We start from the raw sequence: 13,078 nt of genomic DNA on the forward strand, positions 1-13,078 counted from the left end.
CAGTCGTTTTGCACAGGGATATCGGTTTTCACGTATAGACCTTCAAATATTGGGGACTTGATGAATATTATTTTCGGGTTAACATTAGAGGTACAAATGCAACGAAAATAGCCAACAAAAAGTTAATTTTTGTAACATTTACGAGATGGATCAAGTTAATCACTATTCTATCTTCGTACAATAATAATGTCTTTAATTGGTTAGTTGTAACCACTGGCACATCAGATGAAGAAGACAGTCTATTGGTTATATTTTTTCTTTTTTGGTGCGATTTGCTAAGAAAGCAATCACGAATTGCTAAATAATCCTTAAGCAAGTCACCGGCAAAGTGTTTGTACGTGAATTTATTCGAGCAATGTAACAGTAATAAGAAAAAAGGAGAAAACCATGCAGGTCAGCAGAAGGCAGTTTTTTAAAATCTGCGCTGGCGGTATGGCAGGTACAACGGCAGCAGCGCTGGGGTTTGCCCCCTCGATGGCGCTGGCAGAGACGCGTAGTTATAAGCTGTTACGCGCTCAGGAAACACGTAATACCTGTACCTACTGTTCGGTGGGATGTGGGCTGTTAATGTACAGCATGGGTGATGGTGCCAAAAATGCCAAAGCCAGTATCTTCCACATTGAGGGAGATCCGGATCATCCGGTCAACCGTGGCGCGCTTTGTCCTAAAGGGGCAGGGCTGATTGATTATGTTAACAGCGCAAGTCGCCTGAAATATCCGGAATATCGTGCTCCGGGCTCTGACAAATGGCAGAGAATCAGTTGGGATGACGCTTTTACCCGTATTGCCAAATTAATGAAGGCAGACCGTGACGCAAACTTCCAGCAAACTTCGGAAAGTGGCGTAACCGTCAACCGTTGGTTAACCACCGGATTACTCGCTGCCTCTGCTTCCAGCAATGAAAATGGTTTACTGACTCAGAAATTTTCGCGGGCGCTCGGTATGCTCGCTGTCGATAACCAGGCGCGCGTCTGACACGGACCAACGGTAGCAAGTCTTGCTCCAACATTTGGTCGCGGTGCGATGACCAACCACTGGGTTGACATCAAAAACGCAAACCTCGTCGTCGTGATGGGCGGTAACGCAGCCGAAGCGCACCCGGTAGGATTCCGCTGGGCTATGGAAGCGAAAATCCATAACAACGCTAAGCTGATCGTCATCGATCCTCGCTTTACCCGTACGGCCTCCGTTGCCGATTTCTACACGCCTATTCGTTCCGGTACTGATATTGCGTTCCTGTCAGGGGTTATCCTTTACCTGATGGAAAACAACAAGATCAATGCTGAATATGTGAAGGCTTACACCAACGCCAGCCTGCTGGTGCGTGAAGACTTCACCTTTGAAGATGGGCTGTTCAGCGGCTATGACGCAGAAAAACGTCAGTATGATAAAACCACCTGGAACTATCAGGTTGGTGAAGACGGCTTCGCCAAGCGCGACCCGACGCTGACCGATCCAAACTGCGTATGGAACCTGCTGAAAAAACACGTCAGTCGCTACACCCCTGAAGTGGTCAGTAATATCTGTGGTACGCCGCAGGATGACTTTATCAAAGTGTGTGAACTGATTGCTGAAACCAGCGCCGTCGATAAAACCACTTCGTTCCTGTATGCCCTGGGCTGGACTCAGCACTCCGTTGGTGCTCAGAACATCCGTACCATGGCCATGATTCAGCTGCTGCTGGGTAACATGGGTATGGCTGGTGGTGGGGTTAACGCCTTACGTGGTCACTCCAACATTCAGGGTCTGACTGACCTTGGCTTACTGTCACAGTCGCTGCCGGGCTACCTGACCTTACCGTCAGAAAAACAGCCAACGCTACAAACTTATCTGGATGCCAACACGCCGAAAAAAGCGCTGGCGGATCAGGTGAACTACTGGGGTAACTATCCGAAATTCTTTATCAGCATGATGAAGAGTTTCTATGGTGATAAAGCCCAGAAAGACAACGATTGGGGCTATGACTGGTTGCCGAAATGGGATCAGGGCTACGACGTTCTGAAGTATTTCGAAATGATGGATCAGGGCAAAGTGAATGGCTATGTGTGCCAGGGCTTTAACCCGGTTGCTTCGTTCCCGGATAAAAATAAAGTTGTTCGCTCACTGTCTAAACTGAAGTTCCTGGTCACCATTGACCCGCTGAACACCGAAACGGCAGAGTTCTGGCAAAATCATGGTATGCAAAACGACGTGAAACCAGCGGAAATCCAAACCGAAGTGTTCCGTCTGCCTTGTACCTGCTTTGCTGAAGAAGATGGTTCTATCGTTAACTCCGGTCGCTGGTTACAGTGGCACTGGAAGGGCGGCGAACCACCGGGAGAAGCCAGAACTGATGGTGAAATCCTGGCCGGTCTGTTATTCAAAATCCGTGAGCTGTATGCACAGGATGGCGCTAACGCCGTTGGTGCTGAGCCGTTGATGAATATGACCTGGAACTATCTGGAGCCAATGCATCCTCAGTCTGAAGAGATGGCGAAAGAGTCTAACGGTCGTGCTCTGGCAGATATCACCGATGCCACCGGTAAAGTGATTCTCAAGAAAGGCCAACTGCTCGACAGCTTTGCTCAACTGCGGGATGACGGTACCACCTCCAGCGCCTGCTGGATTTACACCGGTAGCTGGACTGAAGCAGGTAACCAAATGGCCCGTCGCGATAACTCTGACCCATCCGGTCTGGGTAACACGCTGGCATGGTCATGGGCGTGGCCGCTTAACCGCCGTATTCTGTACAACCGCGCATCAGCGGATGTTCAGGGTAAACCATGGGATCCAAAACGTAAACTGATCGAGTGGGATGGCGCTAAGTGGACAGGGATTGATGTTCCTGACTACAGCGCGGCACCTCCGGGCAGTGATGTTGGTCCGTTTATCATGCAAAACGAAGGCATGGGTCGTCTGTTTGCTACCGATAAAATGGCCGAAGGTCCGTTCCCTGAGCACTACGAGCCGTTTGAAACACCAATCAGCACTAACCCGCTGCATAAAGACGTGATCTCTAACCCGGCAGCCCGCGTATTTAAAGCGGATCTGGCGAATATGGGATCGGCGAAAGACTTCCCATACGTGGGTACCACCTATCGCTTAACGGAGCACTTCCACTACTGGACTAAGCACTCCGTACTGAACGCCATTACTCAGCCGGAGCAGTTTGTTGAAATCGGTGAAGGTCTGGCTCAGGCGAAAGGTATTCAGCACGGTGATACGGTGAAAGTCAGCTCCCAGCGTGGCTATATTGAAGCCAAAGCGGTAGTGACTAAACGTATTCGCACCCTGAAAGTTAACGGTCAGGATGTGGAAACCGTCGGTATTCCGATTCACTGGGGCTTTGTCGGTGCAGCTAAAAAAGGCTATCTGGCTAATACCCTGACACCGTTCGTCGGTGATGCCAATACGCAAACGCCAGAGTACAAGGCGTTCCTGGTTAACGTGGAAAAGGTGTAACGGAGAGAAAATATGTCAATGCAATCTCAAGACATTATTAAGCGTTCCGCCACCAACGCTTTGACGCCGCCTCCACAGGTGCGTCATCACCAGGAAGAAGTGGCGAAGCTGATTGACGTCACCACCTGTATCGGCTGTAAAGCCTGTCAGGTGGCCTGTTCAGAGTGGAACGATATTCGTGATGAAATCGGTCATAACGTGGGTGTCTACGACAACCCGGCAGACCTGAGCGCCAAATCATGGACTGTCATGCGTTTTTCTGAAGTGGAAGAAAATGGCAAGCTGGAGTGGCTGATCCGTAAAGATGGTTGTATGCACTGTAGCGACCCTGGTTGTCTGAAGGCGTGCCCGTCTGCGGGTGCGATCATTCAGTATGCTAACGGTATCGTCGACTTCCAGTCAGAACACTGTATCGGTTGTGGTTACTGCATCGCCGGTTGTCCGTTCAACGTTCCTCGTCTGAATAAAGAGGATAACCGGGTGTACAAATGTACCCTGTGTGTCGATCGGGTAACCGTAGGTCAGGAACCAGCCTGTGTGAAAACCTGTCCGACCGGCGCCATTCACTTTGGCACCAAAGAGGCAATGATTCAGCTGGCAGAAGAGCGTGTTGCCGAGCTGCACACTCGCGGATATGAGAACGCAGGCCTGTACAACCCGGCAGGGGTTGGTGGTACACACGTGATGTATGTGCTGCACCATGCTGACCGTCCTGAGCTGTATCATGGCTTACCGAAAGATCCGGTCATTAGCCCGGTAGTTGGCTTCTGGAAAGGTGTTCTGAAACCGCTGTCAGCAGCCGCATTTGTTGCCAGCTTCGCAGGCCTGATTTATCACTACATCGGCGTTGGGCCGAACAAAGTAGATGAAGACGATGACGAGGAGGATCATCATGAAGAAAAGTAAGATGATTAAACGAGTCTCGTTTATCGATCGAGCGTGTCACTGGACAGTGGTCATCTGTTTCTTTCTGGTGGCGTTGTCCGGTATTGCGATGTTCTTCCCGACCCTGAGCTGGTTAACCCAGACATTTGGTACACCGCAGATGGGGCGTATTTTACACCCCTTCTTTGGCGTGCTGATTTTCTGTGTGCTGGTACTGATGTTTTTCCGCTTTGTGAAACACAACATCCCGAAGAAAGAGGATATCAGTTGGTTCGTCCATATTGTTGACGTACTGAAAGGCAAAGAGCATGAAGTGGCTGACGTGGGTAAATATAACCCGGGTCAGAAGGCGATGTTCTGGAGCATTATGGGGTTAATCCTTGTTTTGCTGGTGAGCGGCGTGATTATCTGGCGTCCTTACTTTGCTGAGTTCTTCCCGATATGGGCTATCCGCTTAGGTTTAATGATCCACGCTGTAGCGGCTATCGTGCTGATTCACGCTATCCTTATCCATATTTATATGGCATTCTGGGTGAAAGGTTCTATAACCGGGATGATAGAAGGCAAGGTCAGCCGCAAGTGGGCCGCCAAGCATCATCCTCGTTGGTATCGTGAAGTTGTAGCCGAGGAAGAAAAAAAGAATGAGTAGTATCCGCATCGTCTCCCCGGACGAAGTGGCAAAAACGGCGGGAGCAATCCCGCCGTTGTTATTTGCCAATTTAAAGAGTCTCTATTCCCGTCGTGCTGAACGCCTGCGTCAGCTGGCTGAAAACCATCCGTTAGGTGACTACCTGAAGTTTGTCGCGACGATGGTGGATGCCCAGAGCCATGCTCAACACGATCATCCGTTAAACATTGACCTCTCCGAGACGCTGAAAATCTCGGCGGCCACCGGAAATCCACCGCTGTCGGTGAAGTATTTCCCGCGCACTCAGCACTGGCAACAGCTGCTGTCGGCGATTATCGCCGAGCTGGAGCCGGAAGCGCCGGAGCATGTATTACCGGTTCTGGAATCGCTGAAGAAGATGGGCACTCAGGAGCTGGAAAATCTGGCCACTGACCTGCTGACCGGCGAAATCGGTAAAGTAGGCAGCGATAAAGCGCCATTCCTGTGGGCGGCGCTGTCGGTTTACTGGGCGCAAATGGCGACTCAAATACCGGGCAAGGCTCGCGCCGACTACGGCGAAGGCCGTCATAACTGCCCAATCTGCGACAGCGCACCGGTAGCCAGCATGGTACATATCGGTACGGAAGCGGGCTTACGCTACCTGCATTGCAGCCTGTGTGAAAGCGAATGGCATATGGTACGGGTGAAGTGTTCCAACTGCGAGCAAACCGGTAAGCTGAATTACTGGTCGCTGGACAGTGAAAATGCCCCGGTCAGAGCTGAAAGCTGTGGCGACTGTGGAAGCTACCTGAAGATTCTGTATCAGGAGAAAGATCAGTACGTTGAGCCGGTGGCCGATGATTTAGCCTCGCTGGTGCTGGACGCCAAGGTAGAAGAAGAAGGTTTTGCCCGCAGTGCGGTGAATCCGTTCCTGTTTCCTTCGGGAGAGTAGTTTAACTCCGCTGTATTTTAACCGTTATCCCGGCTTTTATCGGGATAACGGTTTCATCGTTTATTGAAGATGGGAAGACGCTGCTCCGGCGTGAGATCCCTGTTGAAACATCTGTTGCTGCTGTAACGTCCAGACTCCGCACTCATTCCAGCATACCTTTTCTTTTTTCCGTTCAATCATATAGTTGGTAAAAAGGCTGGTCTTCATCATTCGGTTCAGGAAAGCAAAGGATTGATCGTACTGTTTCCAGTTAATATTTTGCGCCACGATGTCCGCGGTAAGCTGCGTCATGTGCACTTTATCCAGATAGCCAACTTCACAGGCCAGTGTATAAACATGGGCCTTATACAGGATCTCAATATGCCTGAGGTGGTCAGCTAAATGCTTATCGGCAAGCAGCGGCGCCATTTTTTTAGGATGAACTTGCGCAATGGCCTGTAACGCGTCGTTGATGGTGTGAATATCAATGTCAGCCAGCAAATTCTGGTATTCCGTTGCCGAATGATTCTGTTTAATGGCAATCAGCAGCGGGGGAGATATCTTGAATAATTCAACAAACTGTTTGGGGGTCAGGTAGGTTAACAGTAGTTTGAACAGAACAACTGCCCGGTAGTGATTCAAATCTTTCGCACCGTTAACGGCAAAATCATCGGCTAATGTTTCTCTTAACGACGTCTTCTGCTCTTCGGAGTAATAGCCCGGCATATGATTTTCTGGGGTAAATTGATGATTAAAGAAAAATTCTAAACAGCGCAGTGGTTGCGCGCAGGCAACCAGTTTAAGCTCAGCCGGAGTGCGCTCATTTCGTTGCTGCATTAGCTTATCCGTATTGAGCTTGTTCAGATTTTCCCGTACCGATTTAATAAATGCGCGGGCGATAATAATAAAAACGATACTCGCGAAGATCGCTATGACCATAGTTCATTCCATTGATTAGCTAAACTCACATCGAATGCATATTAAGACAGAATGACGGTAGAGGGGTATGGAATTTTATCTTAATGCGCCCACTTGATGAGGCTCACCTCATTGGTGAAATGGAGCACTCTTATGGCATAAAAGTGTTCAGGCTGCTGACAAAGTCGGCTAGTTCAGTTTTATGTTTTATCATAGTCAATCGGAGGGAGAGATTGCCGTTGGGGTCGTAGCAGCTTTAGCTGCCGGACAAACAGGCAAGGCCTGTTTGAACACCGTAAGGTGTTTCATAACCACGCCAGGGGAATCTATGCCCGACGAGCTCTACCGTTAAGTACAGATGGTCTTCCGGCCGGGCACAACGATGATTTGGGCAACATCGTTGTGCCCGGCCAGAATATTCATGAAAGCCAATTAATTTGGTTTGTCATCAATCTCAGCGCTCTTATGCCATAAGAGCGCTTATTCAGGCATTAGTTAACACAAAAAACGATTAACCGGGGAATATCCACACCTGATCCGCAGGCATCGAGAGCCGACAGTGGCTGCCGCTGGCTGGTTTGGTGGTGCCGAAAGCCCGCAATACCGGAGAGTCTTCATTAGACTCACGGAACAGGTACTCCCAGTGACTACCGAGGTACATACCGGTAAGCAGTGGTAGTTCCAGACTGTTCTGTTCGGCCGCATCATTGAGTTTCACCTGCTCAACACGGATCACCGCCGTGACGTTTTGCCCGACTTTCAGCGCACCTCCCGGCTTTCCCCACAGCTTCCAGCTATTTCCCTGAATGCAAGCGTAGTTACCGGCAAGTTCAGCAACATGGCCATAAAGCCGATTGTTGCTGCCCATAAATTCAGCGCTGAACAGAGTAGTGGGAGTAGAGTACATCTCCTGAGGCGTGCCCTGTTGCTCAATCACACCATTATTCAGCAGCAGAATACGATCGGAGATTGCCATTGCTTCGTTTTGATCGTGAGTCACCATCAGCGCTGAGAGCCCTAAATCAACAATCAGACTGCGCAGGAACACCCGCGCTTCTTCGCGCAGCTTGGCATCCAGGTTGGAAAGCGGTTCGTCCAGCAGTAGCACCGGAGGGTTATAAACCAGCCCCCGACCAATCGCCACCCGCTGTTGTTGCCCGCCGGATAGCTGATGAGGGTAGCGCTGGCCTAAATGGCCCAATCCCAGCTGATCTAATACTGCCTGAACCCGCTGTTTTATTTCAGCGGTTGGGGTTTTACGTAGCTTAAGTGGATAGGCAATATTGTCGAAAATGGTCATATGGGGCCACAACGCATAAGACTGGAAAACCAGCCCCAGATTACGCTCTTCCACCGGGATTTCCTGATTGGTGCTGCCATCGTACACCACCCGATCCCCAATGATAATGCGCCCCTTACAGGGGGCTTCTAATCCGGCAACGGCACGTAACAGCGTCGTTTTTCCACTGCCCGAAGGGCCGAGCAGCGTAACAACTTCGCCTTTTTTCAGCTGCATCGAAACCCCTTTTAATACCGGGTTAGTGCCGTAATTTAAATGCAGACTCTCTACAGTGAGTTCAGTCATTGAGTTTTACTCCAAAACGCAGTGCAATGCCTAAGCCGAACATGACTAAAACAATATTGATAAATGACAGGGCGGCGACGATATCAACGGCACCGGTAGCCCACAGGGAAACCAGCATTGAACCGATGGTTTCTGTACCCGGTGACAGCAGGTACACGCCGGTTGAATATTCCCGCTCAAAGATCAGGAACATCAACAACCAGGAGCCAATCAGGCCATAACGAGCCAGCGGCACGGTAATCTGCCGGGTAACCTGACTGCGCTGTGCGCCGGTACTGCGCGCCGCTTCTTCCAGCTCCGCTCCCACCTGCAACAGCGCTGAGGAGATTAGCCGCAGGCCATAGGCCAGCCATACCACGGTATAGGCTAACCAGACGCTAAAGATGGTATTGCGGGTTGCACGCATCCAGACGATAACGTTATCCCGCATCCACTGAGCACCCGGCAGAACCGACAAATAGCCGTTCTCCAGTGACCTATCCATCCACATCGGGGTGAACAGGAATACCCATAAGAAGGCCAGACCCGCCAGTATTCCCGGTACCGCCCGAGGGATCAGCACGCTATAGTCGAGAAAACGCGTGGTACGGTCTGGCTTGCGGTGCATCGCCAGACCAATAAAGGTGTAGCAAATTACCGCCAGTGCCCCGCCGAATACGCCAATCGCCACCGAGTTGATAATGGCTCGAATCAGGTTTGGCTGTGAGAACACGGTGCGGAAGGTATCCAGCGAAAGCTGGTCAAATAGCGAAACGCCAACCCCCCAGTTAGAGACAAACGCCCGCAGCAGTATGCCGGTGAGTGGTACGAATATCGTCACAATCAGCCATAAAATAACCACGGCCGCAGACACCCAACGCCATTTGCCTAATGGCAACACGTGAGCCTGTGAGGCTTTGCCTTTCACCGTCACAAAGCGATTGGCGGTGCGCATTAAACGGCGTTGTAACATGATCAGCGGAATGGTAATACTGATCAGAACTACCGCCACCACCGCCATCAGATGGTAAGAAGGGATGCCCAGCTTGTTGGTGAGTTTGTATAAGTAGGTAGCCAGCACCAGGTTACCTTCCGGATCTCCCAGTACTAACATCAGGCCAAATACTTCCAGTCCGAGGAAGAACAGCAACACGGTAGCGTACAGAATCGCTGGCCTGACCATTGGCAGGCTAACGGAAACCATCACGCGAAACGGCGAAGCGCCAGAGATGCGCGCCGCTTCTTCTACATCGGAACCCATATTACGTAGCGCGGAGGCGATGTACAGATAGGCGTGTGGCACATGCATCAGACCGGCAATAATGATAATGCTGGTCATGGAGTAGATGTTCCACGGCACAAACCCGAACAGATCCTGCATCCACAGTGAGAAGAACCCCACCGGGCCGGCAGCAACCACGTAGCCAAACCCCAATACCATTGGCGAGACAAACACCGGTACCAGAATCATCGGTTCTATCCAACGGCGACCCGGCAGATCGCTTCTGACAATCAGGAACGCCAGAATACCGCCCAGAGGAATAACAATGACCACCAGCCCGATAGCCAGAATAAATCCGCTTTTCAGCGCTTTATAGAAATCCGGATCGTCAAACACGAAGCGGTAGGCATCGAGGCTGAAGGTTTTGTCAGGAACAAAAAAAGGAGCAGACAGAAAGCTTTGGGTGACAATAAGCGCTAAAGGGCCGTAGATAAACAGTGCCGTTAGCATCACTACTACACCGCGCGGCAAACTCTGCTTTATTTTGCGCAACGAGTACATGATAAAACCCTGTAGAAAAGAGAAGGGTTAACGGTAAGTGCACACACAGTATCGCTTACCGTTAGAGTCTTTTTTTATTATTTACCGGTGACAGAACGCCATTTTTTCAGATAGTCCAGACGCTTATTCTGCTCCAGATACTCCAGCAGCGTTTCATTAACCGGAATCGGCTTCAGTGAATTCCCCAGCAGCTTGGTGGTGCCTGCTACGTCGTTATCACCGTTGATATCGTCACGAATGGAGGTGATATTGGCCTGATTAGCGACAATATCCTGACCTTTTTGTGACAGCAGATAATCCAGCCATAGTTTGGCAGCATTAACGTTTTTCGCCTGTTTGCTGATAAAGGTCACGCGGGAAAGTACCAGGGTGTAATCCGATGGATAAGCGATACCCAGCGAAGGATCTTTAACCGCACGGGTTTTTGCATAAGGTTCCAGAATGTTGTAACCGATCAGGTTCTCTCCGGAAGAGACGCGCTCCAGCATAGTACCGGTAGATGACTGAACCACCATACCTGCACTGGAGATGTCTTTCAGGTGATCCCAGTATTTAGGATCGTTCTTCATGTCTTCAACCGAGAGCATAAAGCCAAGGGCAGATTTCTCAATATCATAAGTGGTGACTTTGTTTTTGAATCTGTCCGGCTGACTTTTCACTAATTCACCCAGAGCGGCGTGGGATTTAGGAATTTCATCTTCTTTAATCAGACGCTTGTTATAGATAAACACCAACGGCTCATAGGTGGTGCCGTAAGCAGTATCTTTCCATACTGCCCAGGTTGGGATTTTACTGGCTTCTGGTGATTTATAGGTTAATGCATAGTCGGTAGCCAGTTTCAGGCCGGTATCCATTGCGGAGCTCCAGACCACATCACCACTACCGCTGGATGAGGCTTGCTCGCTGATATAGCGGTTATACAGCTCGGTACTGTTCATATCGTTATATTCAACGGTGATATTTGGATAGAGCGTTTCGAACCCTTTAATAATCGGTGCTGCGGCGGCAGTATCGGTGGTGGAATAGATCACCACTTTGCCCTCTTTATTGGCTGCATCCACAATTTTTTGGTAGTCGGCAGGGTAGTTTTCAGGGGCAGCCAGAGCGGAACCAACGGACAGGGTTAGCATACTGACGATGAATAAATTTGATTTCTTGGACATGCTAGTATTCCCATTATTTATCAGGTTATAGACAAAATTAAGTATGGGTGGAAAGGGGGGGATGACAAGGTGAGGGTAGGTGAATGTTAATTAAATGTGATGAGATTCAAGTTATTGTTGTTTAGTTGTTAATTTTTGCATTAGGGGGGTGATGAGAGAGGGGTTTTGGGGTTGTGGGCGTGGTTTTTATGGAGTTAATTAAGGATATTTAATTAACTATTTGATAGTAAAAATTTGTTTGAATAGAGTTTTGTCAGGAGAAGGTTTCGTCCACGAATAGTACAGAGCCCGGATTGGCAGTGGTGCGTGTGGCCGAGCAGGGAGGCATTTGGGCGAATGCCCCCCTGCACCCCCCGCGCCTTCGCACCCGAATCCAGGTCGCCTCGCGGCGACTTCCCTCCGCCTTCGTTCGGGCTTACGCACCGGCACTGATTCGGTTTATTCGCCTCATCCATGAGGCTCACCCCTACGGGGCCAGCACGTTGTGCTGTTCAAAATTGCTCCTGCAATTTTGTCAGGCGAAGCAGTGCCTCGCCAAACATCCCTGTTTGGCGTGCTACCCTCTCTCAGTTGTCGGCTGAATTCCAGTGCTCCTTTGAAGGTCAAAGAATAAAGGTCAACGGACAAAGGCCTAAAGGTCAAAAGATAAAGACTGGAAATTATAAGCTTTCCGTTTCAATTGATTTCATATCAATAACAAACCGGTATTTGACGTCGCTTTTTAGCATTCGGGTGTAGGCCTGGTTGATTTCCTGGATGTTGATCATTTCTACGTCGCAGGTGATGTTGTGTTGGGCGCAGAAGTTGAGCATTTCCTGCGTTTCGGCGATGCCGCCGATCAGTGAGCCGGCCAGGCTTTTACGGCCCATGACCAGTAGGCCGCTGTTCATTGGGGGTTCTACCGGTTCCAGCAGGCCAACCAGTACGCAGGTGCCGTCGCGTTTCAGGGTGGCGAGGTAAGGGTTAAGGTCGTGTTGTTGAGGAACCGTATCCAGAATGAAATCGAAGTGATTGCTTACGGCTTTCATCTGGTCGGCATCGGTGGACAGTACTACGTGATCGGCGCCCAGTCGGGTGGCTTCCGGGGCTTTACTCATTGAACGGGTGAACAGGGTGACGTCAGCGCCCAGTGCTTTGGCGAACTTCAGCGCCATATGGCCTAATCCCCCTAAACCGACTACCGCCACTTTATGGCCTTTACCAATTTTCCAGTGGCGTAGCGGCGAGTAAGTCGTGATACCTGCGCACAGCAAAGGCGCGGCGGATTTAGGATCGAGTTTTTCCGGCAGGCGCAGTACGAACTTCTCGGAAACCACGATAGATTCTGAATAACCACCATAAGTAATGGTGCCGTCATGGCGATCTTTACCGTTGTAGGTAAACGTGGCGACGTTTTCACAAAACTGCTCAAGACCATCCTGACAGGAGGCACAGTGCTGGCAGGAATCCACCATACAGCCAACGCCAACCCAGTCTCCCGGCTTATAGTGGTTGACGTTCTTACCGACGGAAGTGACCTGACCAATAATCTCATGGCCGGGAACCACCGGATAAATGGTGTTGTGCCATTCATTACGCGCCTGATGGATATCAGAGTGACAAACGCCACAGTACAAAATCTTGATTACGACATCGTCTTCTCGCGGGTCACGACGAATAATGGCGTGAAGAGCAACGGGAGACGTAGCGGAAGTGGCAGCAAAGCTGCGAATATTCATAGTCATAGTGATTATCACCTTGTAACGCTGACGGAATAAAAAGAGGGATGAGCGGAAGTAAAACGTGC

General features: G+C 50.2%; 9 protein-coding genes. 4 read left to right on the forward strand and 5 right to left on the reverse strand.

Going from position 1 to position 13,078, the window contains the following annotated elements; all coding sequences use genetic code 11:
• Positions 1–387 precede the first annotated feature (387 nt).
• Genes fdnG through fdhE form a run of 4 tightly spaced genes read left to right on the forward strand, consistent with a single transcriptional unit; the run spans position 388 to position 5,885 of the window.
• A complete protein-coding gene (gene fdnG, locus I2494_RS09065; RefSeq protein ID WP_218466544.1) occupies positions 388–3,441 on the forward strand; it encodes a formate dehydrogenase-N subunit alpha in 3,054 nt (1,017 codons plus the stop codon).
• A 12-nt stretch (positions 3,442–3,453) separates the two neighbouring features.
• Positions 3,454–4,347 (forward strand): formate dehydrogenase subunit beta, encoded by an 894-nt coding sequence (fdxH, locus tag I2494_RS09070; protein WP_218466545.1) that lies wholly within the window; start codon positions 3,454–3,456, stop codon positions 4,345–4,347.
• The gene (gene fdnI / locus I2494_RS09075; RefSeq protein WP_267079638.1) at positions 4,334–4,975 is read left to right on the forward strand and encodes a formate dehydrogenase-N subunit gamma; all 642 of its coding nucleotides are present in this window, start codon (positions 4,334–4,336) and stop codon (positions 4,973–4,975) included. The genes fdxH and fdnI overlap by 14 nt, the downstream gene beginning before the upstream one ends.
• Positions 4,968–5,885: a formate dehydrogenase accessory protein FdhE gene (fdhE, locus tag I2494_RS09080; protein WP_218466546.1), complete on the forward strand. Its 918-nt coding sequence runs from the start codon at positions 4,968–4,970 to the stop codon at positions 5,883–5,885. Before fdnI ends, fdhE begins: the two co-directional genes overlap by 8 nt.
• A 60-nt stretch (positions 5,886–5,945) precedes the next feature.
• On the opposite strand, the gene I2494_RS09085 is transcribed toward fdhE, so the two are convergent.
• From I2494_RS09085 to I2494_RS09105, 5 genes are all read right to left on the reverse strand, one after another.
• Positions 5,946–6,803 (reverse strand): hypothetical protein, encoded by an 858-nt coding sequence (locus tag I2494_RS09085; protein WP_218466547.1) that lies wholly within the window; start codon positions 6,801–6,803, stop codon positions 5,946–5,948.
• 490 nt (positions 6,804–7,293) lie between these two features.
• Entirely contained in the window at positions 7,294–8,367 is a 1,074-nt protein-coding gene (locus tag I2494_RS09090) for an ABC transporter ATP-binding protein (RefSeq protein WP_218466548.1), read from the reverse strand.
• On the reverse strand, positions 8,360–10,129 hold the full coding sequence (locus tag I2494_RS09095) for an ABC transporter permease (protein ID WP_218466549.1): 1,770 nt from the start codon (positions 10,127–10,129) through the stop codon (positions 8,360–8,362). Before I2494_RS09095 ends, I2494_RS09090 begins: the two co-directional genes overlap by 8 nt.
• 77 nt (positions 10,130–10,206) lie before the next feature.
• The gene (locus I2494_RS09100) at positions 10,207–11,292 is read right to left on the reverse strand and encodes an ABC transporter substrate-binding protein (RefSeq protein WP_218466550.1); all 1,086 of its coding nucleotides are present in this window, start codon (positions 11,290–11,292) and stop codon (positions 10,207–10,209) included.
• A gap of 659 nt (positions 11,293–11,951) precedes the next feature.
• A complete protein-coding gene (locus I2494_RS09105; protein WP_321206109.1) occupies positions 11,952–13,016 on the reverse strand; it encodes an NAD(P)-dependent alcohol dehydrogenase in 1,065 nt (354 codons plus the stop codon).
• Between the last annotated feature and the right edge of the window lie 62 nt (positions 13,017–13,078).

It is taken from the genome of Limnobaculum allomyrinae, assembly GCF_016649425.1.
GTDB classification, from domain to species: domain Bacteria; phylum Pseudomonadota; class Gammaproteobacteria; order Enterobacterales; family Enterobacteriaceae; genus Limnobaculum; species Limnobaculum allomyrinae.